Genomic DNA, 21225 nt, shown 5'->3' on the forward strand with positions numbered 1-21225 from the left:
TGCTGCGGGCTAGCTGCCCGGGATGCCCTCGTTCGCCAGCGGAACGGGGTTCGGTTCGACCGCGGACACGCTGCCCGCGCCGACCTCGTACGTGGTGCCCACGTAGTCCTGGACGCCCTCGTTCACGACGGTGATGCCCACGGACCGGTAGGCCGCGTGGTCGCCCTCCCCGAAGGAGAGCGGCACGATCCCGTTGCCCACCAGGTCTCCGGATTCGACCGCCGCCACCAGGGACTCGCGCGTCGGGTCGTCCCCGGCCGCGGCCAGCGCCTCGGCGAACAGGTAGCCCACGCTCATGCCGAACACCGTGTTCCCGGTGAACGGCGCGCCGTCGTTGTACTCGGCGTTGATCTCCTCGAACAGCGCCACCCACTCCCCGTCAGGGCTGAACGGCAGGTAGTTGACACTCACCATGCCCTGGAGGAGCTGCGGGGCGAGGTCCGCGCCGAGGTAGCCGGCGAGGGTCGGGTAGTCGGCGCCCGAGGAGGAGACGTACCACTTCGGGAACCACTCCATCTGCGCGGCCGTGCCCACCGCCATCGCGGTGAAGCCGTTGATGGTGCCGAGGACGTTCACCTCGCAGCCGGCGGCCATCATCGCGCCCGTCTGCGCGGTCAGGTCCTCGGCCGAGGTCGAGTAGACCTGGACGTCGGTGATCTCGTTGGAGCCCAGGACGGTCTCGACACCCTCGATGATCCCGTCGCCGTAGTCGTCGTCCTGGCCGAGCACGCAGATCTTCGCCCCGGGCTGCTGGTCGACGGCGTACTGCGCGAGGGCCGCGCCCTCGGTCACGTAGTCGGCGTTGAACGCGAAGGTGTTCTCGTAGACGTCCGGCTGGTTCCAGGTGAGCGATCCGGAGGAGACGAACAGGTCGGGGACGCCCTGCTGGTCGAGGTAGTCCAGGACGGCCGAGTGCGTGGGCGTGCCGAGCCCGTTGACGATCGCGAAGACCTTCTCCTCGGTCACCAGCTCGCGCACGGCGGTCTGGGTCGCGGAGGGGTCGTACCCGTCGTCTTTGACGAGGTACTCGATCTCGCGGCCGTTGATGCCGCCGTTGGCGTTCACGTACTCGAAGTAGGCGGCCGTGGCGGCCGAGATGGTCGCGTAGCCGGCCGCGGCAGGGCCGGTCAGCGGCTGGTGGGTGCCGATCGTGACCGTGTCGTCGGTGACGCCCGGTACGGATTCGTCGCTGTCGGGCGTGCTGCACGCGGCGAGGCCGAGTGCCGCCGCCGCGGCCAGCGCGGCCGCGCTCTTCAAGGGTTTTTTGAACGACGTCGGGATTCGCATGACGATCACCTCTCTGTGGTCGTGGAAGGGGTTGCGAAGCGGAGGGGCCGGGCGGCGCGGAGCCGGTCGAGCAGGCGGGCGGCGCCGCCCGGCCAGGCGGTGGTCAAGGCGATGAGACCGGCGCCGAAGAGGAGCAGCGCGAGGTTGCCGTCCAGGCGCCGGCCGAGGTCCTCGGGGGCGAATGCGGCGAGCTCGTCGATGAACCAGGGCAGGACGGTCACGAGGACGGACCCGATGGCCGCACCCCCGATGCTGCCGAGGCCGCCTATGACGGCGGCGACGACGAGCAGGAGCGAGAACGCCAGGCCGTAGCCGCCGGGTGTGACCTGCTGCGTGGCGATGGCCAGGACCGCGCCGCCGAGCCCGGCGGGGACGGCGCTGGCGGCGAACGCGCCGGTCTTCACCAAGCCAGGGTCCACTCCGGACAGTCGGGAGGCGGTCTCGTCGTCGAGGACCGCACGCATCCGCAGTCCGGCCCGGCCCGAGCGCAGGACCACCAGGGGTGCCACCGCGATGGCGGCGACGACGATGGCGAGCCAGGCGTGCCACTGCTCGACCGCGATGAGGGCCGAAAGTGCTTCAGGGACCGGGAAGAACGGTGCGGGAGCGCCCTGGTCGCCGCCGAGCGGCAGCGTGTTCGCGGCGGCGGGGAGGGCGATGACGAGGGCGAGCGTGAGCCCGGCGAGGTAGGGGCCGCGCAGCCGCGCCGCAGCCGCGCCGAGGAGCAGGCCGAGGAGGCCCGAGACGATCGCGGCTGCGGCGAGGCCTACCGCCAGGGCCCACGGCCAGGGGCCGTCGACCGCCGAGGCGGTGAAGGCGAAGCCGTAGCCGCCCGCGGCCATGAGGACGGCGTGGCCGAGCGAGAGCTGCCCGGTGAGTCCGACCAGGACGGTGAGGCCGGCGACGGCCGCGAAGCACGCCGCCGCGAGCGCGAGCTGGTAGTTGCGGAACGGGTCGAGGGCGAACGTCCCGCCGATCGCCAGGAGCGTGATGATCAAGGCGCGCAAGGTGGTCCTCATGCGGTCCTCGCCTCCTTCGGGGCGAACAGGCCGCCGGGGCGGACGAGCAGGACGAGGGTCATGAGGGCGAGCACCGCGAGCGGCGCGGCCGAGGCCGAGGCGTACCCGGTGACGAGGCTGACGAGCAGGCCGACGCCGATCCCGGCGAGGAGCGCCCCGGCGGGCGAGTCGAGCCCGCCGATGACCGCGACGGCGAAGGCGTTCACGAAGAGGAGGTCGACGGCGTGCGGGTTGAGCCCGAGTTCGGTGGGGACCAGCAGGAGTGCGGCGAGTGAGGCGGCGGCGCACGAGAGCGCCCAGCCGAGTGTGACCATGCGCGGGACCCGGACGCCGAGGAGCCGGGCGGTCTCGGGGGCGAACGCGGCGGCCCGCAGCCGGAGGCCGAGGGAGGTGCGGTTGAACAGGAGCGCGAGCGCCGCCATGACCGCGGCGGCGGACCCGAGCGTGAACAGGTCGTAGGGCGAGAGCACCGGGATGCCGCCGATGATGAAGGGCCGCTGCGAGAACGGCGGCTGCATCGGCCGGTGCTCGGGCCCGAAGGCGATCGCGAGCCCGGCCTGGAGGACCATGACGAGCCCGATCGCGACGATGATGCCCGGCAGGGGCGCGTGCGCGGGGAGGCGGCGCATGAGGCCGCGTTCCACGCCCGCGCCGAGGAGCGCCCCGGCGGCGAGGCCGGTGAGCAGGCCGGCCCAGTAGGACCCGGTCGCGGCGGTGACGGCGAAGGCCGCGTAAACGGCCGCGACGGCCATGGCGGCCTGCGCGAAGTTCACGACTCGCGCAGTGCGCCAGACGATCACGAGGGAGAGCGCGAAGAGCGCGAGCACGGCCCCGCGGGCGAGCCCGGCGGAGAGGAGGAAGACGAACCGGTCCATCAGGACGACCCCGATCCGCCTGCGAGCGCCGCTCGACCAGTGCGCATCGCCGTCGGGCGCTGGCGGAGGCGTTCGGGAGCCAGGAGCGCCACCGTGCTGAACCGCTGCGGCGTATGGGGAGACGCGTCGCGTCGGCGCGACGGCGCCCCCGATCGGCCATGCGGCTGCGCGGCCATGGCGAGAGCGGACCGTCGGCGGACCGCGCAGACGGGCAGTCGGCGGTCGGAGGCGACCGACACCGGTCCCTCGGAGGACACGCGGTGTCGGCACGGCCCTCCCGATCGGCCATGCGGCTGCGCGGCGACCGCGCGGACGGGCCGTGGGCGCGCCGGCGACCGGGTTCCGCGCCCCCGCGAGGCGGGCGAAGGGAACCGTGTCGTGGCGGCTCGTCGACGCGGTCGCGCCTCGGTTCGGCGGCCAGTGCGGGCGGAAATGGCGAGGAGTCGGTCCATCAGAACCCCAGGTAGGCGTGGCGGAGGGCGGGGTCGGCGGCGAGCGCTGCCGCCGGGCGGTCGGCGACGACCGACCCGAGGGAGAGCACGACGCCGCGTTGGGCCACCGACAGCGCGCCGGTGACGTTCTGCTCGGCGAGGAGCACCGTGAGGCCGGTGCGCGCCGCCGTCTCGCGGAGCACGCCGAGCAGATGCGCGGTGGCCTTGGGCGCCAGGCCGAGCGAGGGTTCGTCGAGCAGCAGCACCTCGGGCCGCGCCAGGAGCGCGCGGGCGAGCGCGAGCATCTGCCGCTCGCCGCCGGAGAGGGTGTGCCCGGCCGCGCCGCGCCGCCGTTCGAGCGGCGGGAACAGCTCGTACATCTGCGCGACGGCGGCCTTGCGGGCCTTCGACTTGTGCCGCCAGAGGCCGCCGAGGCGCAGGTTCTCATCCACCGTGAGCTCGACGACGACGCTGCGCCCCTCGGGGACGAGCGCGAGGCCCGACCGCACCCGGTCCTCAGTGGATCGGTCGGTCAGGTCGCGACCGCCGAGCAGTATTCGTCCGTCACGGACGGGTTCGAGCCCGGCGAGCGCCCGCAGGAGCGTGGTCTTGCCGGCGCCGTTGGCGCCCAGGAGGGCGACGACGGCTCCCTCGGCGATGCCGAGGTCGAGGCCGTCGATGACGGGCGCCCCGTCGCCGTACCCGATCGTGAGGCCCTCGCAGGAGAGTGCGCTCATATGGCGGCCTCCAGCCCGAGGTAGGCGGCTTCGACGGCCGGGTCGCCTTGCACCGCTTCGGGAGTGCCGGAGGCGATGACCTGGCCGAAGTCGAGGACGACGATCCGGTCGGCGACCCGCATGACGAAGTCGACGTGGTGCTCGACGAGGAGGACGGCGCGGCCGGAGGCGGCGACGTGGGCGACGAGATCGGCGAGGGCGTCGATGTCGGCGGTGCCGAGGCCGCCCGCGGGCTCGTCGAGGAGGAGCAGTTTCGGATCGGTCGCGAGGGCGCGGGCGAGGGCGACGCGCTTGCGCTCGGGGTACGGGAGCGTCCCGGCGGGCCGGGCGGCGAGGTGCACGAGGTCGAGTTCGGCGAGGACGCCGAGCGCCTTGGCGACCGCTCCGGGATCGCGCAGGCTCGTGAGCGGCACGAGCACGTTCTCGAGGACGCTCATGCGCTCGAACAGGCCGAGCCCCTGGAGGGTCCGGGCGACGCCGGATTTGAGGAGGCCGGTGGCCTTGGCGGGCGCGGGGCGCCCGGCGATGCGGACGGTCCCGTTGCGGGGCTTGACGAGTCCGCAGACGGCGTTGAAGACCGTGGTCTTGCCGGCGCCGTTGGGGCCGATGAGCGCGACGGTCTCGCCGTCGTGGACGTCGAACGAGACGCGGTCGAGGGCGGTGAGGCCGCCGAAGGCGACCTCGAGGCCGCTCACTGAGAGCCGGGGCGGGAGAGGGGTGTTCATCGTGGTACTCGCACCTCTTCGTGTCGGAGTAGACTCACCATACCCCAGATACCGACCGGACGGTATGTGCTGTGGACAGTGAATCCATTTCGATATGTTGCGGGTCTTGCGGCAGCTCAGGTGTGGGGGATGCCGGCGGTCATGCCGCCGTCGACGACGATTTCGGTGCCCGTGACGTAGGCGGAGGCGTCCCCGGCGAGGAACACGACGGCCCCGGCCAGATCGCCTGGGGCGCCGGGGCGGCCGAGCGGGATGAGGAGCCGCGAGGGGTCGATGCGGGTGGTCATGTCGGTCTCGATGAAGCCGGGGTGGATCGAGTTGACGCGGATGCCGTCGCGGCCGAGCTCGACGGCGAGGGACTTCGTGAGGCCCCGGACGCCGAACTTCGAGGCGGTGTAGCCGTGGAGGCGCTCGCTGCCGCGCAGACCCTCCACTGAAGACACGTTGACGATCGAGCCGCGCCCGGCGGCCTTCATGGCCGGCACGACCGCGCGGCAGCCGAGGAACGTCCCGGTGAGGTTCACCGCCAGGACCGCGTTCCACTTCGCGAGGGTGAAGTGCTCGATCGGGGCCGCGTTCGCCATCCCCGCGTTGTTCACGAGCACGTCGACCGCGCCGAACCTCTCGAGCGTCTCGGCCACGACGCGATCCCAGGCCGCCTCGTCGGCGACGTCGAGTCTGCAGAAAGTGGCCCGGCCGCCGAGTGCTTCGGCCAGCGCGTTGCCCTGCTCCGCAAGGATGTCGGCGATCACGACGCGCGCGCCTTCGGCGTGGAGCGCGCGCACATAGGTCTCCCCGATGCCGCGCGCGCCGCCGGTCACGATCGCGACGCGCCCCTCGAGCCCGTTCACTCCCCCACCGCCACGACCAGCCGCCCTGTGGTGTTGCCGTCGGCGAGCCGCTGGACCGCCGCCGCCGCGTCCTCGAACGGCACGGTCTCGGACACGACCGGGCGCACCGCGCCGTCGGCGGCGAGCCGGGTGAGCGCGGCGTGCGCCTCGGCCACGAGGTCCGGGCGCTTGCGCTGGTACAGGGCCCAGTGCAGGCCGAGCACACTGTAGTTCTTGACCAGGGCGTGATCGGCGCGCACGGGCGGGACCTCGCCCGAGGCGAAACCCACCACGACAATGCGGCCCTCGAAGGCGATCACCTTCGTCGAACCCGCGAACGCCTTGCCGCCCACGGGATCGAAGACGACATCGGCCCCGCCTTCCGCCTTGACCGCACCGATCCAGTCGTCACCGCGAAGCAGGACCCGGGAGGCTCCGGCGGTCTCGGCGACCGGGGTCTTCGCCTTGTCGCCGACGATGCCGACCACGTTCGCTCCAGCGGCGGCCCCGAGCTGGCAGGCGGCCGTGCCGACGCCGCCCGCGGCGGCGTGGACGAGCAGCGTCTCTCCACTCTGGAGACGGGCGCGCTGGTGGAGCCCGAACCAGGCGGTCTGGTAGGCGATGAGGAACGCCGCCGCGGCGGCGTCGTCCAGCGACTCGGGCGCCGGATGCACCGAGGTGGCGGGGACGACCGCGTACTCGGCCATGACGCCGATCGCGGTCGCGACCACGCGCTGCCCCACGGCGATCCCGTCGACGCCGCCATCGACACCGGGTCCGAGCGCGGCGACCTCGCCGCACAGCTCGATGCCGGGCGTGAACGGCAGCGGCGGCCGCTCCTGGTACATGCCGCGGGCCAGCAGCACGTCGGGGAAGTTCACGGCCACGGCCCGGTTGCGCACCAGGACCTCGCCGGGGCCCGGTTCGGGGACCGGGACCTCCTCGACCGACATGACGTCGGCGGGCTCGCCGTGGGCGGCGACCCGCCACGCGATCATGGGTTCAGCCATCGGTCCTCCGCAGGCTCCGCAGGAACAGCTCGGTGATCTGGGCGGCCAGCTCGGCCTCGTTCTCGGGCCCGTCGTGGGAGTACCAGTGGGGCAGGTAGTGGATGTCGGAGAAGAAGTGCGCGATGAGGACCGAGACCGGCACGTCGTCGCGGAAGCGCCCCTCCGCCTGGCCGCGCACGATGAGCTCGGCGAACTTGTCGTGGTACTCGCGCCTGCGGCGCTTGACCTCGGCCTGCCGCTCGGGGGTGAGCATGTGCTGGCTGCGGAAGAACACGGTGCCTTCCGGCAGGAAGTCGATCGAGGTCACGACCACGTCCTCGCACACGGCCCGCAGGACCGCCTCGGTGTCGCCGCCCTGGGCGGTGATCTCGTCGAGGCGGCGCTTCTGGAGCGAGAGCATCCGCTCGTAGATCGCGAAGAGCAGGTCGTCCTTGGACGTGAAGTAGTGGTACATCGCCCCCTTGGTGACACCGGCGGCCTGCACGATCTGCTGGACGCTGGTGTTGGCGTACCCCTGCTCGGCGAACAGTTCGAGTGCGGCTCTGAGGACCTCGTCGGCCACGTTCTTGGTCTTCATGGATCCCATCCTTCACCAGGAGCGGCGCGCGCTCGCGCCGCCGTCCACGAGGATCGTCTGCCCGGTGACCCAGGCGGCGTCCTCGGAGAGCAGGAACGCGGCCGGTCCGGCCACGTCGTCGGGCGCGCCGAGGCGGGCGAGCGGGTACGCGCCCGCGGCCTCCGCTTCGCGGCCCTCGTACAGCGCTTTCGAGAAGCGGGACTTGATCACCGCGGGCGCCAGCGCGTTCACGCGCACGGCCGGGGCCAGTTCCTCCGCGAGCTGCTCGGTCTGGTTGATCAAGGCGGCCTTGGAGATCCCGTAGAACCCGATGCCCGGGCTGGCGGCGGTGCCGGCGATGGAGGCGATGTTCACGACCGCCTTGAGGCGGCCCGCGGCATGGGCCCGGCGGGTCCAGGACAGTGCGGCGATCACGTTGACCTCGAGGATCTTGCGGGCGGCGTCGAGGTCGATGCCGGTGAGGGGCCCGTAGGCGGGGTTGATGCCGGCGTTGTTGACGAGGTGGTCGAGGCCGCCGAAGCGTTCGGCGGCGTGCGCGACCGCGGCGGCCTGGTGGTCGGGGTCGTCGGCCTTGCCGGCGACGCCGGATGCGCGTTCCTCGCCGAGTTCGGCGACCGCGGCCTTCAGCGCGTCCTCGTCCCGGCCGGTGATGACCACCGACCCGCCTTCGCTGACGAGCCGGTGGGCGATGGCGAGGCCGATGCCCCTGCTCGCCCCGGTGATCAGGGCGACGCTGCCCTCGAACCTCTGCATGCACGACTCCAAACCGTCTGGTCGGTATGTGGGGACTCTACCACCGCTCGGGCCACTCGTAAACGGGCCGCGACCCGGGACTCATCGCCTCCGGGCCGCTCGATGCGCCCTGCGGGTCTACCGCGGACTCTGGCGGAAGCCTTGCGAGACATCGGGAACGAAGCGCTTGAGCGTGCGGGGTCCGGCATCGACCGTCACCCGGTAGACCACACCGCCGGCGACCGCGGTCAGGTCGGCCATCCCGCCGAGGTCGAACGTCCCCGAGACCGGGACGTAGAGGCGAGTGTCCGCCTCGGGGAAGCTCGACCAGACACCGGCCGCGAGCGCGCGCGGCGCCAGCGGCTCGTCGTGCGGGGCGATGCCCCCGCGGGGCACGGGCAGTGCCGTGCGGGCGCCGTCCGCCGCGAGGTACACCGCGCGATCGCCTTCGAGGCGAACGTTGCGCGCGACATCGCGGTACGGGTTGAGCCGGTCGCCGCCATTGGGCGTGCGTCCGATCGCCCACAGGTCGGTGAGCACCCGGTCGTCGGGAAGGTAGACGCCGGTCAGCCGCCCGCCGACCTCATCGACGAGGACCCGCGCGACGGCGGCGTGGAAGTCGGGGTGGAGGAAGGCACCGGTCACCCTGCAACTATCCCCGATCACGCACCGCGCCCGAAAAGCCGTTCCACCTGCCGAATGACGCGACGCGCGCCTGGGCTCCCCGGCAGGCGGTCACATCCGCGCGCGCTGGTTCGTCATGCGTGTGCGTCAGCTTCCTTTGCCGAGCAACAGTGAGGAAACCATGAACACCACCCGCATCGAGGGCGCCGTCGCGCCCGGCTTCGAAACCGTCCGCGACGAGGTCGCCGCGTTCGTCCAGGAGACCGACGGTCAGACCGGCTCGCAGCTCGCGGCCTACCATCGGGGCCGGCTCGTCGTCGACCTGTGGACCGGCGACGCCGGCCCTGAGGATCTCACCGGCGTCCACTCGGTCACCAAGGGCGCCACCGGCCTGGTGATGGCGCTGCTGTTCCAGGACGGCCTGGTCGACCTCGACCTGCCCGTCGCCCGGTACTGGCCGGAATTCGGCCGGGCCGGAAAGAGCGCCATCACCGTCCGGGACGTCATGGCCCACCGCAGCGGCGTGATCGGCATACCGGGCGGCTTCACCGTCGAGGAACTCGTCGACGAGCCCTTCGTCGCCGACCGCCTCGCCGCCGAAGCACCGCTCTGGCGCCCGGGCACCGCGCACGGCTACGCCGGGTTCACCGTCGGCGCGCTGCTGAACGAGGTCGTCCGCCGCACCACCGGCCAGACCGTCCAGGAGGTCTACGGCGAACGCGTCCGCGAACCGCTCGGGCTGGACTTCCATCTCGGACTGCCCGAAGCGCTCGAACCCCGATACCGGCCGATCCGGCCGTGGACGGCGACCCCCGAGCAGGAAGCGGCGTTCGCCGCGTACTCGCCGAACCCCGACGGCATCGCCGGCATGGGCTACAACCTCGGCGAGCGCGGCTTCACCCCGCAGACCGTGATGACCTTCCCCAACGCCCGCATCGTCCGAGCGGCCGGGCCGGCCTCGGCCGGAGGGGTCGCCTCGGCCCGCGGCATCGCGAAGCTGTACACCGCGATGATCGGCGAGGTCGACGGACGCGCGCCACTGCTCAAGAGCGAGACGCTCGCCGAGTTCACCGCGATCCACTCCACCGGCACGAATCTCGTCACCGGTCCCGACTCCCCGTTCGCTCTGGGCTTCGAGGCCAAGGGCCTCATCCACCCGTTCCTGAGCGCCCGGGCCTTCGGGCACACCGGCTCGGCCGGTTCGGACGGCATCGCGGACCCGCTGCGCGGCATCGCGATCGGCTACACCCGCAGCCTCGCCGCGTTCGCCTTCGACGCCCCCGAACGCGGCCGCTTCGCCGCCGCCGTCACGGCCGCCGCCGCCAAGCTCGATGTCTAGTCGAGTCCTGACCAGTGCGCCCCGCCCGGAGGGCCTGGCCGGCTTGGAGTGCTCGGCCGCTGCACGGCCTATCCGGGGCTGCCGCACAGCGCGCGGTCGACCAGGGCGCTGGCGGTCTGCTCCTGCCGGAGGAGGTCGTCGCCCAGGGCGGTGGACATGGAGACGGTGACGACGCGGCCGCCGTCCTCGGTGGCGCCGTTGAGGGTGATGAAGCCGCTCTCGCCGCCCTCGTGGCTCCAGTAGCCCCCTCCGCAGGAGAGGGGCCGGCCGACGAGGCCGAGCCCGTAGCCGGCGTCCGGCCAGAACGCCTGCATCTCCTCACCGACCGGGACGGTGTCCTGCATTTCGGCCAGCATCGGCGCGGAGAGGAGCTCGCCGCCGAGCAGGGCCTGGAAGAAGCGGTTGACGTCCGCGGTCGTGGAGACGTAGCCGCCGGGATCGGGAACGATCACCTCGGTGACGTCCGCCCGCTCGCCCGAAGGGTAGACCTCGTAGCTCTGGGCGTGGGGGCTGCGGATCGCGGGGTCGTCCCCCGGCAGGTAGGTGTGCTCCATCCCGAGCGGATCCAGGATCCGCGCCGCTACCGCTTCGTGCCAGGGGCGGCCGGTGGCCTCCTCGATGATCAGGTCCAGCAGGGCGTACCCGGTGTTGGAGTAGCCCCAGGCGGTCCCGGGCTCGAAGTCGGGCCGGTGCCCCATCGCCCGCTCGACGATCTGCTGGGGCGTATAGGTGTCGTACCGGTGCTCCAGGTACTCCTGGTGGTCGGCGTAGCCGGGGAGGTCGTCGTGGAGGCCGCCGGTGTGCTGGAGGAGGTGGCGGACGGTGATCAGGCGGCCGTCGTTGCCGTTGCCGGTCACGAGGCCCGGCAGCCACCGGTCCACTGTGTCGTCAAGGGAGAGGTCGCCCTCGTCGACCAGTTGCAGGACCGTGGCCGCCACGAGCGCCTTGCCGGTGCTGGCGATCCGGAAGTAGCCGTCGCCGTCCACCGGGCGGTCGGTGCCGGCCTCGGCGGTACCGCTGGTGGCCACCAGGTCCGGGCCGGAGCCGGTGGTCACCCGCGCCTGGACGCCGACGACGCCCAGCGCCTCGATCGCCTCGGCGTCCCGCTGGAGATCGTCCAGGCCGTAAGCGGGAGCGTCGGTTTCGGAGGTGTCGTCCGGCAGGTGGACGGCTGCGGCCGTGCCGCCGATGGCAAGGGCCAGGGCGGCGGCGGCGAGCCACCACTTGCCGCGGCGACGGGAGGTGCTCGGACCGGAAGAGGTGGTACTGGTCGATTCCATGCCCCCACGCTAGGAAGACACCGTACTGCGAGTCGCTACCCCGGACTCCCGTCCGCGACCTACAGCCAGCTGTAGTGCCAACGGACCGCCCGGCGATCTAGGGTGAACCGCCTGTCATAGGCGATCCCCCATCTACGACAAGGGAGGACGAGACCGTGTTCGATGCGCTCGCCGCGGCCCGCACCTGGGCGCTCAGGACGTGGCGCAGCGGTCGATACCTGCTGGAGACCTTCGCCGCCGCACTGGCCACACTCGCCGCGCTCCCCCTCTGGTGCGTTCCGGCGCTGGCGAGGCCGTGGGCGGAACGGCACCGCCGGCTTGCGAGCGCGCTACTGGGGCAGCGGGTCGAGCCGCGTCCGCGCGCCGCCTTCCGCAATTTCGCCTGGCTCGCAACGCAGGTCGTTCTCGGCCTGCCGGCCGGCGCCCTCGCCCTGCTGCTGTCGGGCTGCCTGCTGGTCACGCCGCTCATCGCCGGATTCTGGTGGGCGCTTCCGCGGGCGCCGTGGCTGCCCGTGGTCAGCGACCCGATCACCGGCTGGGGCGCGGCGCTGTCGCTCGGCACGGTGAACCTGGTCGTCCCGGCGGCGCTGGCCGCCGCCGTCCTCCCGCTGCTCGCCCGCGTGCACGCCCGGTGCTGCCTGGCGATCCTGGCGCCCTCACCCGCAGACCAGCTGGTCGAGCGCGTCACCGAACTCACGCGGACCCGCGTCGACGTCCTCCAGGCGCACAGCGCGGAGCTGCGCCGGATCGAGCGGGACCTGCACGACGGCACGCAGGCCCGGCTCGTGGCCATCGCGATGCGGCTCGCGGTCGCCGGGGAGACCTACGCCGACGACCCCGAAGCGGCCGCGGCCCTGGTGCGCCACGCGCAGACCGAGACCGAGGACGCCATGACCGAACTGCGCTCGGTCATCCACACCATCTACCCGCCGGTGCTCGCGGACCAGGGCCTCTCCGGGGCGCTCACCACCGTGACCGCGCGGGCCGGGGTGCCGACCCGCCTCGATGTCGGCCCGCTCGGCGAGGTGCCCGCGGCGGTCGAGGCGGTCGCCTACTTCGCCGTCACGGAGGCCCTCGCCAACATCGCCCGGCACAGCGGCGCCACCGGCGCCTCGATCCGCGTCACCCGCGACGGCGCGCTGCTGCGCACCCGGATCACCGACGACGGGGCCGGCGGGGCGGACCCCTCCCGAGGCTCGGGCCTCGACGGCCTCCGCCGCCGCGCCGCCGCCCTCGACGGCGCCGTGGCCATCAGCAGTCCGCCGGGCGGACCGACCATCATCGCTTTGGAGCTGCCGTGCGCGTAGTGATCGCCGAGGACAACGTCCTGCTCTCGTCCGGGCTCGAACTCCTGCTCGAGTCGAAGGGGTTCGACATCGTCGCCATCGCCGCCGACGCCCCGGATTTCCTTGCCGCCGTAAAGACCCATCGGCCCGATGTCACCATCGTGGACGTACGCCTGCCCCCGGGCTTTCGCGACGAGGGCATCCGGGCCGCGGTCCAGGCCCGCCGCGACCACCCCGGCCTGCCGATCCTGGTCCTGTCGCAGTACGTCGAGCAGGCGTACGCGAGCCGCCTCCTCGCCGACACCCGGGGCGGGATCGGGTACCTGCTCAAGGACCGGGTCAGCCGCGTCGCCGAGTTCACCGAGGCGCTGCGCCGCGTCGCCGACGGCGGCACCGCCATGGACCCCGAGGTCATCGCCCAGCTGCTCGCGCAAGGCGATCCGGTGGACGCCCTGACCGCGCGCGAACGCGAGGTGCTCGCGCTGATGGCCGAGGGGCACGACAACGCGACCATCGCCAGGCGGTTGTTCATCAGCGACAACGCCGTCCACAAGCACATCGGCAACGTCTTCCTCAAACTCGGCCTGTCGGTCGAGGACAGCGGCCACCGCCGGGTCCTCGCCGTGCTGGCCTACCTCCGCCGCCACGGCGACACCGGGAACGCGGGGACGGACCGCCGCACCGAGCTCATTCCTCCGAAGTAGACCGTTGCGGGCCGACGTCGTACCGGCTCGGCAAGGGCACCTCCGCCTGGGCGTACGCGTCCTCCACCTCGCGCTGGCACCGGCGGGCCGCGGCCTCGTCGCCTTCGGCGCGGGCGACCGCCCCGAGGAGCCACAGCGACCAGGTCCCGCCGGCGAAGTGCCCGATGGGACGCAGCAGATCCCTTGCGCGCTCGGCGTGTTCGCGCGCAAGAGCGGTCTCCTCAAGGCGCAGCGCCGCCTCCGCCAGTGCGTTGAGCGCCAGGCCCTCGCGGATGCGGTCGCCGACCTCGCGGGCCATGTCCAGCGCCGACGAGGCGTCCCTCCGCGCGGCCTCGACCTGCCCGAGCCCGAGGCGGCCGATGGCGCGCTCGATCAACGCGAGGATCTCGGTGCCCTTGAGGTCGGTCTTCACCGACGTCAGGGCCCGGTTCGCGGCCTCCACCGCCTCCGCATGGCGTTCGAGCCGGTTGAGCGAGAAGGCGACCGCCACCAGCCCGTCCGACTCGTGCCGCCGGTCGCAGCCCGCCACCCCCGCCCGCGCCACCGCCTCGGCGTACGGGAGCGCGTCCTCGTGCTTGCCGAGTCCTGAGTAGACCTCCGCAAGGCTGCCCGTCGCCAGCGGCGTGAGCTCGCCGCGCCCCGAGGCCGTCTCGATCCGCATGACCTCGTCCATGAGCCGCTCGGCGGTCGCCAAGTCCCCCAGCTCGACCGACGCCGACACGAGGCCGCACAGGTGCGACTCCCGCAGCCGCACGTCGCCGATCTCCTCGGCGATGCGCAGCCCCTCCCGGCGCAGCAGCACCTTCAGGCGCAGATCCCCGAGCATCCCGTAGACCGAACTGAGCGCACCGAGGTTGACGCTCTGGCCGCGCCGCCTCCCGTGCGCCCGGTTGATCTCGAGCGCCGCCGTCCCGTGCTCGAGCGCGACTTGGGGCCGCCCGATCAGCCAGCACGCCAGCGTCATGTTGTGGTGCGCCGAGGCCTGGCCCGCAACCCAGCCGATGCGGCGCGAGAGCTCGGCGGCCCTGCCGGCGTGCTCGACCACGCTCCCGAACTCGCGGGCCTTGGCGTACGCGGTGGAGAGGCACAGCTCGGCCACCGCCTCGCCCGGCCCGCTCCGCTCCTGGAGGGCACCGGTCAAGGCCGCGTCCGCGAGCGCCAGGAAGTCCACGCGGTCCATCGACGTCCAGGCGTGGGCCCTCAGGGCGTCCGCGAGGCGCCAGGCCACGGCCCCGCGGCCGTGTTCGGCGGCGTAGCGGGCGATCGCGATGAGCTGGTCGCGCTCCTCCTCGAGCCATCGCGTGGCCGCCTCGGGGGTGTCGAACCGCGGGGGGCCTTGAGCCGGTTCGGGATGCAGCAGCCGGGCGTTGGCGGGGTACCGGCTCGCGCTGGCCGCGTCGGCGGTCTCGAGGTACCACGCGAAGAGCCGTTCCAGGGCCTCGGCGCGCAGGGGGTCGTCGGCGCCGACGAGGCCGTTCGCGAAGTCGCGCACCAGGTCGTGCAGCAGCAGCCTGCCGCGGCCGTCCCGGTTGACCATGTTGGCGTTGACCAGTTGCGCCGCGGCGCGCTCGGCCGCCGCCCAGGTGGTGCCCGCGACCGCGGCGAGCGCGTCGACGGAGAGGGAGCCGACCGGCGCGAGGCCGAACATGCGGAACACCAGCCGGGCCTCGTCGGGCTGCGCGGCGTACGAGCGGTCGAACGTGGCCTTGACCGCCGTCTCGGGGCTGTCGCCGATCTGCAAGGCCGCCAGGAACTCGCCCGTTGAGAGCCGGTCGGTGTACTCGCCGACGCCGTGCGGGCGGTCCGCGAGGTTCGCGGCCGCGATCCGCAGCGCGAGCGGCAGGTAGCCGCACCGGCGGGCGAGCTGGTCGATGTCGCGGTCCAGGGCCGAGCGGGGCAGCCGCAGCAGGGATTTGAGCAGCGAGATCGCGTCCTCCGACACGAGGGGGGCGAGGGCGAGGTGGACGCCGCCGTGGCGCGCGAGCAGGTCGCCGAGGCGGTTGCGGCTCGTCACGATCACCAGGGAGCCCGGGCCGCCGGGCAGCAGCGGGGCGACCTGCTCGGCCGATCGCGCGTTGTCGAGCAGGACGAGCATGCGCCGGTCCGCGGTCTCGGTGCGCAGCCGCGCGGCGGCCTGGTCCACGTCCACGGGGACCTGGTCGTCGGCGAGGCCGAGCGAGCGCAGCATCGCCGCGAGCGCTTCGATCGGGCGCAGCGCCGGCACCGCCGAGTAGCCGCGCAGGTCCAGGAACAGCTGCCCGTCCGGATAGTCGTGCGCGATGCGGCGCGACCAGTGGACCGCCGAGGCGGTCTTGCCGACACCCGCCATGCCGGAGAGCACCACGATCGGGGCGGGCGGGATGCCCTCGGACTCGTCGCCGAGGCGGGCGGCCTCGAGTTCGCGGAACTCGCTCGCCCGCCCGGTGAACGCGGCGACCTCCGCGGGCAGCTCCCGGGGCGTCACCGCCGCCGCCGGAGCGACCTCGATCCGCGCTTCGGCGGGCGGGGCCCACTCGCCCTCGATGCTGTCGGTCGAGACCGTGTCGAGCCGCTTGTCGCCGTTGAGGATCGCGTCGTGGACGCGCTGGAGCAGCAGCCCCGGGTCGATGCCCAGCTCCTCGCGCAGCGCCTTGCGGCTCTCGCGGAACACCTGGAGCGCCTCGGCCTGGCGGCCGGACCGGTACAGCGCCACGGCCCGCAGGGCGGTGAGGCGCTCGCGGAACGGGTGGTCGCTCGCGAGGGCCTCGAACTCGCCGATCACGGAGGCGTGCAGCCCGAGGTCCAGACGCAGTTCGAGCGATTCCTGGTGCACGAGCGAGCGCAGCTCGCTCAACCGGAGGGCCTCGGCGGCGACCAGTCCGAGCGAGGGCACGTCCGCGTACGGCTCGCCGTGCCACAACCCCAGGGCGCGCGAATACAGTGCGGCCGACTGCTCGAGGCGGCCCTCTTTGGACGCGTGCTTCGCCGCGGCCGACCATTCCTCGAAAGCCTTGGCGTCGAAGTCGTCCGCCGTCACGATCATGCGGTAACCGGTCGATTCGCGGACGATCCGGCCGTCGGATCCGAGCGCCCGCCGCAATCGATGCAGATAGACCATAAGGGCGTTTCGGGCGTTATCGGGTACGGTCTCGCCCCAGACCGCATCGGCCAGCGCTTCGAGCGTCACCACCTGGCCGGATCTGGCCAGCAGGGCCGCGAGGAGTCGGCGCTGGAGCGGCGCGCGGACGAGTAACGGATCGCCGTCGCGGGCGATCGACATGGGACCGAGGACTTTGAATTGGAGCGCATCCGACATTGCCTGCACGATTCACCAGCCTCGCAAGGAGTGCGTGTCTCGGACAGGATAGTACGAAGCCGCTTCCGCGGCCCCGGGGCGAAATCCGGTCCGCCGCGCCGGGTGCCGGGCGGGCGGCGCTGTAGGCCGGTTGTAAGGGAGTTGTAAGCGGGGTTCGGCATCATGGGAGGCAGGTCAAGCTCCGGCTCGCCGACGTGACGTCCACGGTCCCGGACGGTCCGTCAGCCTCCCCACCGCCGCGGCGTCCGAGCGCAGTGGTCTGCGCGCGGGCGCCGCGGTCGCAGGCCGATCGCGAGCCGGTCGTGTAGAAGGGAACACTTCCTATGCCCGGCAGCCGCTACCCCGATCTCGAGCCGATAGACCACATCACCCCGCGCCAGCGGCAGATCCTCATACACCTGTTGCGCGGCAAGACCAGAGCGGTCATCGCCGACGACCTGTTCCTGTCGCGGAGCACCGTGAACCGGGACATCCGCGGCATGATCCGCACGCTCGGGGCATCGTCCCCTGAGGAGCTGGGTGCGCTCGCGTACCGGGCGGGGGTCGTGATCGAGGGCGATCTCGGTTTCAGCGGCGCTCGTGCGGTGCCGCACGAGCGCCCCGGAAACAGCGCCAGAGCGCCTGCCCGTCACCGAAGACGGGCAGGAGGAACGCCAGGTGGAGGAAGTACCACCAGGCCAGGTCGCGGTCGGTGCCGGTCAGCCAGAGGACGGCGCCGACCGCGGCGCAGGCGAGCGGCCCCGCCAGCGCGACGAGGGCGTTCCCACCGCGTGTGATGGTCCCTTCTGGAATGAGGGACGTCCGCCATGCGGTGGTCTCCACGGTGACACCGGTGATGCCCGGGAGGGTCTTGAGCACCATGGCGTGCGCCGACTCGTGCAGGGCGAACGAGGCGACGAGCCCGAGCATCCCGCTCTTGGCGCACAGGAGCGCCAGGAGGACCAGGCCGGAGTCGCCCGAGCGCGCCCACCAGGCCAGTGCGGCGAGGGTGAGGAGCCCGAGGAACGCGGCGAGCGGCCAGACCGAGGCGGCCACGGCCCAGGCCACTCGGAGGACCCGCAGTTCACCCGGCGGGTACGTTGTCCGCGCCACGGCCGCGCATTTCCTGGAGCAGGTGTTCGCGCCGCTGCTTCAGCCGCCGGAACATGACCTGGATGAGGGCGAGCTGGAGGGCCAGCACCGCGAAGATGATGATGATCGGCACGGGGTTCCCCACCCCGGCGGTGATGTCCACGACCCCGTCGGGGCGTTCGACGGCGTCGAACTTCAAGGCCCCGAACAGGCCCGTCCGGTGGACGTCACCGCTGTTGTCACCGGTGAACATCAGCACCAGCATGGCGCCGACCGTTATCACGAGGGTGAGCAGTCCCGCTCCGGCTACGGAGTTGATGACCAGCAGCGCCTTTCTCATTGCGCCTCCTTGATTCGTCGAGGTGGATGCCTTGGATTGCGTATGCGGCGAAGAGCGCGGTGGCGCCGGCCAGGACGGCGCCCATCGCCCACGGGGAGAGGCTGAGCACGCCGAGCCCGATGACGACGAGGCCCGCGACGACGGCGACGGCCGAGAGGCCGAGGAACACCGAGAGCGGGTTGTCCTTCTCCGCCGGGAAGATCACGCCGATGCCGGTGGTGATGACCGCGCTCGCGGCGGCGGCCGCGATCATCTGCCAGCCGTCCGCGGCCCAGTCGGGGTCGACGACGGCCGCGGTGAGCGTGAACGGGACCGCGAACACACTGATGAGCACGCACTGGGCGCGCAGCAGGCGGGCGAACACCCGCCGGGCCGGGACCCGGGTGCCGGGGATCGCTCGCAGCACCGCGGTGGCCGTGAACTGGTACAGGCCGCCGACGGTGAGGAGCGAGAGCGCCCAGATCGGGTTGGCGGCGCCGGTCAGCAGCAGGTAGATGAACAGTGCGACGGCGAGCATCGCGGCGGTGGCGGTGTGGGAGCTGCGGATCAGGCACCAGTCGTAGGGCGAGAGGAGCCTGCGGCCCCATGAGCCGGCCCGGACGTTCAGGTACCGGGACTGTCGAATGTGGCGGTTCGGGGAGAGTGCGACGGCGAGGACGGCGAGGAGTGCGGCCGCGGTGACCGATGCGGTGAGCACCGGCACCAGGCCGTGGTCGTCCGCTGCGTCCGCGATCGCCGTGGCCCACAGGCGGGAGGGCTCCTCGTCGAGGAAGGCGGTGGTGATGCGGGTGATCATCGAGCCGGAGAGGGAGGCGTACACCGCCACGAGCACGAAGAGGACCAGGATGTTGAGGATGCTCGCGACCCGCTCGAGCCGCGCGAGTGTCCACAGTCGAGTCATGAGCTGGTGGAGCACGGACAGCACGAGGTAGGCGAGGACCGCGGGCAGGACCACCGAGACCGTGATCGGGCCGAACGAGGCCGGCCCGAGGAGGATGACCGCATTGGCGACCAGTGCGAACACTCCCGCGGCGGCGACCACGCCGGTCATCGCGGCCTCGTAGAGGAGGAACGCCAGCGACCGCTCGCGGTTGGTCACCGGCATCTGGAAGCTCAGCTCCAGCAGCCCGTCCGCGTTCACGAAGAGCACCTTCACGGTGAGGAACGCGATCTGGACCCACAGGAGCGCGGAGACCGTCGTGGTGTCGAACAGCAGGTCCCACACTTCGCGCCGCTCGGTCAGCTGCTCGAGGAAGAAGTACGCGGCTACGGTGAGGACGGCGACGAAGAGCACGCCCGCGGCGAGTGCGCCGATGCGCACCGGCACGGATTTGAGGACCCCGACGGACAGGACGCGGCGCCGGAAGAACACCAGCAGCATCCTGGCGAGGACGAGCGACTGTCGGAGGCGCATCGCTATCGCGCGTCCGACTCGAGGTACTCGAAGACCATCGCGGCCAGCGAGCCGTGCTCCTCCACGAGGTCGCCGGCGGGGGCGTCGTAGATGACCTGCCCGAAGTCCAGGAGGACGATCCGGTCGGCCAGGCGCTCCAGGACGGCGAAGTCGTGCGTGCAGAGCAGTATGGACCGCCCCTCGTCGCGGGCGCGCGCGAACTCGGCCTCCGCGAGCCGCAGGGCCTCCAGGTCGATGCCGTTCAGCGTCTCGTCGATCACGGTGAGGGGGCGCCGCATGACCAGGGCCGAGACCAGCTGGGTCTTCTTTCGCATGCCGTGGGAGTAATCCTCGATCAAATGGTCGTACCGCTCGGCCATGGCGAACTGCCGGAACAGGTCCGCGGCCTCCCCGTGGTCGACCGCGACGCCGTAGAGGGACGCCGTCATGGCCACGTACTCGCGCGCGGTGAGGAACTCGGGGAGGTAGTCGTTGCTGGAGAGGTACATGCCGTGGGCCCTCGCGCGCGGGTGGTCGTGCCGGTGCCCGCCGATGAGGACGCTGCCCGACTGCAGCCGCAGCAGGTCGAAGACGTTCTTGATGAGCGTCGACTTGCCGGACCCGTTCGGGCCGATGAGGCCGACGATCGATCCGGCCTCCACTTCGAACGACACGTCCGCCACGGCCTTGACGACGCCGTCGTACGAATAGGAGAGACCCTCGATTTCCAGGAGCGCCATGGTGTCCTTCCCGCTGCGTTGCTCTATTGCGAAAGTGGCCCGGGAATGCGCGTGGCATCCCGGGCCACCATGTTCGCTGTTTAAATCGCCGGTGATGTCGACTCTTTCGAGGCTACACACACTGGACGTTGATGGAAACGCCCGACCAGCTCCAGTTCCAGCTACCGGTGAATCGCTTCCCCTTGTAGACGACGCACCAGATCGAGAGACCTGCGAGAATCGTGACACCAAGGGCGAGGATCACGGCGAGCAGCACCACGTACCAGGCGTCGTACCGAACGAGAGCGCTGTCGAGCTTCCCCTTCATGGTCTCGACGGCCTGGGCGGCACCGACCTGAGCCTTGACGACCGGCTTGATCGCCATAGTTGAGATAGACATTTCATTGCCTCCTTTCGAGTGTCGAACTCGAAATCAATGATTCCGGTTCGGCGAGGATTTCGAAAGTGTCGGAAACGCCACTCTTCAAGCGGAGTGCGCGTTGTCGGTGAGAGGCGATGACGGCCGCTTCCGAACGCGATGCGATCGTCAGTTTCGCAAAGATGCCGGCGATGTGCTTGCGCACTGTCCGCTCGGTGATGAACAGAGTCGATGCGATCTTCGCATTCGAGAGGCAGTCGCCGAGGGCGAGCATGATCTCGCATTCACGGGAAGTCAAAGAGGACACATCCGCGGCGTGCGCCCACGGCGGGGCCTCACAGGCGTGCCGGTACTCGCACGGCGCCGGGGGTTCGGTGCGCAGTGCATCGGAAGGCGCCGCACGGCCTTCGGCAAGGCGTTGCAATGTCATGGCTCCATTCGCGACCGGGGGCGGTGACCGTGGTCCAGCCGTCACAGCGTGGCGACCGGCCCGAATCAATGTCGCAGCAACCCCGTGCGCGGCACAACCGCGACAGCGTGAATCGCCCCGGTCGGCGCGACTTTGCGTCGGC

The 21225-nt window shown here is 71.9% G+C and carries 21 protein-coding genes and 1 pseudogene; 4 read left to right on the forward strand and 18 right to left on the reverse strand.

Translation table 11 applies throughout. From position 1 onward, the window contains the following. Nucleotides 1–9: 9 nt before the first annotated feature. The 10 genes from QWI33_RS22720 to QWI33_RS22765 form a co-directional block, all read right to left on the reverse strand. On the reverse strand, nucleotides 10–1287 hold the full coding sequence (locus QWI33_RS22720) for an ABC transporter substrate-binding protein (protein WP_289959210.1): 1278 nt from the start codon (nucleotides 1285–1287) through the stop codon (nucleotides 10–12). A gap of 5 nt (nucleotides 1288–1292) precedes the next feature. After that, entirely contained in the window at nucleotides 1293–2306 is a 1014-nt protein-coding gene (locus QWI33_RS22725; RefSeq protein ID WP_289959212.1) for a branched-chain amino acid ABC transporter permease, read from the reverse strand. Next, nucleotides 2303–3181, reverse strand: a complete 879-nt coding sequence (locus QWI33_RS22730) for a branched-chain amino acid ABC transporter permease (protein ID WP_289959213.1) — start codon at nucleotides 3179–3181, stop codon at nucleotides 2303–2305. The genes QWI33_RS22725 and QWI33_RS22730 overlap by 4 nt, the downstream gene beginning before the upstream one ends. A gap of 451 nt (nucleotides 3182–3632) precedes the next feature. Beyond that, complete coding sequence (locus QWI33_RS22735; protein WP_289959214.1) at nucleotides 3633–4349, reverse strand: ABC transporter ATP-binding protein; 717 nt, start codon at nucleotides 4347–4349, stop codon at nucleotides 3633–3635. Next, a complete protein-coding gene (locus QWI33_RS22740; RefSeq protein ID WP_289959215.1) occupies nucleotides 4346–5074 on the reverse strand; it encodes an ABC transporter ATP-binding protein in 729 nt (242 codons plus the stop codon). Before QWI33_RS22740 ends, QWI33_RS22735 begins: the two co-directional genes overlap by 4 nt. A 116-nt stretch (nucleotides 5075–5190) precedes the next feature. After that, nucleotides 5191–5925 carry a glucose 1-dehydrogenase gene (locus QWI33_RS22745; protein ID WP_289959216.1) on the reverse strand — a complete coding sequence of 245 codons (735 nt, stop codon included), beginning with the start codon at nucleotides 5923–5925 and terminating at the stop codon, nucleotides 5191–5193. Beyond that, the gene (locus QWI33_RS22750; RefSeq protein WP_353895546.1) at nucleotides 5922–6902 is read right to left on the reverse strand and encodes an NADPH:quinone oxidoreductase family protein; all 981 of its coding nucleotides are present in this window, start codon (nucleotides 6900–6902) and stop codon (nucleotides 5922–5924) included. Before QWI33_RS22750 ends, QWI33_RS22745 begins: the two co-directional genes overlap by 4 nt. A gap of 4 nt (nucleotides 6903–6906) precedes the next feature. Continuing rightward, nucleotides 6907–7491 (reverse strand): TetR/AcrR family transcriptional regulator, encoded by a 585-nt coding sequence (locus QWI33_RS22755; RefSeq protein ID WP_289959218.1) that lies wholly within the window; start codon nucleotides 7489–7491, stop codon nucleotides 6907–6909. 12 nt (nucleotides 7492–7503) lie between these two features. Beyond that, on the reverse strand, nucleotides 7504–8244 hold the full coding sequence (locus QWI33_RS22760; protein WP_289959219.1) for an SDR family oxidoreductase: 741 nt from the start codon (nucleotides 8242–8244) through the stop codon (nucleotides 7504–7506). A gap of 117 nt (nucleotides 8245–8361) precedes the next feature. Further along, the gene (locus tag QWI33_RS22765) at nucleotides 8362–8868 is read right to left on the reverse strand and encodes a hypothetical protein (RefSeq protein WP_289959220.1); all 507 of its coding nucleotides are present in this window, start codon (nucleotides 8866–8868) and stop codon (nucleotides 8362–8364) included. Nucleotides 8869–9028: 160 nt separating this feature from the next. Between QWI33_RS22765 and QWI33_RS22770 the strand changes: the two genes are divergently transcribed. Then, nucleotides 9029–10186: a serine hydrolase domain-containing protein gene (locus tag QWI33_RS22770; RefSeq protein ID WP_289959221.1), complete on the forward strand. Its 1158-nt coding sequence runs from the start codon at nucleotides 9029–9031 to the stop codon at nucleotides 10184–10186. Nucleotides 10187–10254: 68 nt separating this feature from the next. Here QWI33_RS22770 and QWI33_RS22775 read toward each other — a convergent pair whose 3' ends face one another. After that, complete coding sequence (locus QWI33_RS22775) at nucleotides 10255–11466, reverse strand: serine hydrolase domain-containing protein (protein ID WP_289959222.1); 1212 nt, start codon at nucleotides 11464–11466, stop codon at nucleotides 10255–10257. 155 nt (nucleotides 11467–11621) lie between these two features. Between QWI33_RS22775 and QWI33_RS22780 the strand changes: the two genes are divergently transcribed. Beyond that, nucleotides 11622–12773, forward strand: coding sequence for a sensor histidine kinase (locus QWI33_RS22780; RefSeq protein WP_289959223.1), 1152 nt, complete (start codon nucleotides 11622–11624; stop codon nucleotides 12771–12773). Continuing rightward, the gene (locus QWI33_RS22785; RefSeq protein ID WP_289959224.1) at nucleotides 12764–13456 is read left to right on the forward strand and encodes a response regulator transcription factor; all 693 of its coding nucleotides are present in this window, start codon (nucleotides 12764–12766) and stop codon (nucleotides 13454–13456) included. Before QWI33_RS22780 ends, QWI33_RS22785 begins: the two co-directional genes overlap by 10 nt. Here the strand turns inward: QWI33_RS22785 and QWI33_RS22790 are convergent. Then, complete coding sequence (locus QWI33_RS22790) at nucleotides 13440–16751, reverse strand: AfsR/SARP family transcriptional regulator (protein WP_289959225.1); 3312 nt, start codon at nucleotides 16749–16751, stop codon at nucleotides 13440–13442. The two genes, QWI33_RS22785 and QWI33_RS22790, sit on opposite strands and share 17 nt — an antisense overlap. Nucleotides 16752–17074: 323 nt before the next feature. On the opposite strand from QWI33_RS22790, the pseudogene QWI33_RS29465 reads away from it, so the two are divergent. Continuing rightward, nucleotides 17075–17257, forward strand: a pseudogene (locus QWI33_RS29465) (LuxR C-terminal-related transcriptional regulator); the annotation flags it as partial. A 61-nt stretch (nucleotides 17258–17318) separates the two neighbouring features. On the opposite strand, the gene QWI33_RS22795 reads toward QWI33_RS29465, so the two are convergent. From QWI33_RS22795 to QWI33_RS22820, 6 genes are all read right to left on the reverse strand, one after another. Beyond that, a complete protein-coding gene (locus tag QWI33_RS22795; RefSeq protein WP_289959226.1) occupies nucleotides 17319–17843 on the reverse strand; it encodes a hypothetical protein in 525 nt (174 codons plus the stop codon). Further along, a complete protein-coding gene (locus QWI33_RS22800; protein ID WP_289959227.1) occupies nucleotides 17815–18087 on the reverse strand; it encodes a hypothetical protein in 273 nt (90 codons plus the stop codon). Before QWI33_RS22800 ends, QWI33_RS22795 begins: the two co-directional genes overlap by 29 nt. Continuing rightward, nucleotides 18062–19576, reverse strand: a complete 1515-nt coding sequence (locus QWI33_RS22805; RefSeq protein WP_289959229.1) for a hypothetical protein — start codon at nucleotides 19574–19576, stop codon at nucleotides 18062–18064. The genes QWI33_RS22800 and QWI33_RS22805 overlap by 26 nt, the downstream gene beginning before the upstream one ends. 2 nt (nucleotides 19577–19578) lie before the next feature. Next, nucleotides 19579–20295 carry an ABC transporter ATP-binding protein gene (locus QWI33_RS22810; protein ID WP_289959230.1) on the reverse strand — a complete coding sequence of 239 codons (717 nt, stop codon included), beginning with the start codon at nucleotides 20293–20295 and terminating at the stop codon, nucleotides 19579–19581. A gap of 112 nt (nucleotides 20296–20407) precedes the next feature. After that, a complete protein-coding gene (locus QWI33_RS22815; RefSeq protein WP_289959231.1) occupies nucleotides 20408–20674 on the reverse strand; it encodes a hypothetical protein in 267 nt (88 codons plus the stop codon). Nucleotide 20675: 1 nt separating this feature from the next. Beyond that, entirely contained in the window at nucleotides 20676–21083 is a 408-nt protein-coding gene (locus QWI33_RS22820; protein ID WP_289959232.1) for a response regulator transcription factor, read from the reverse strand. Nucleotides 21084–21225: the final 142 nt, after the last annotated feature.

Source organism: Glycomyces tritici, assembly GCF_030403505.1.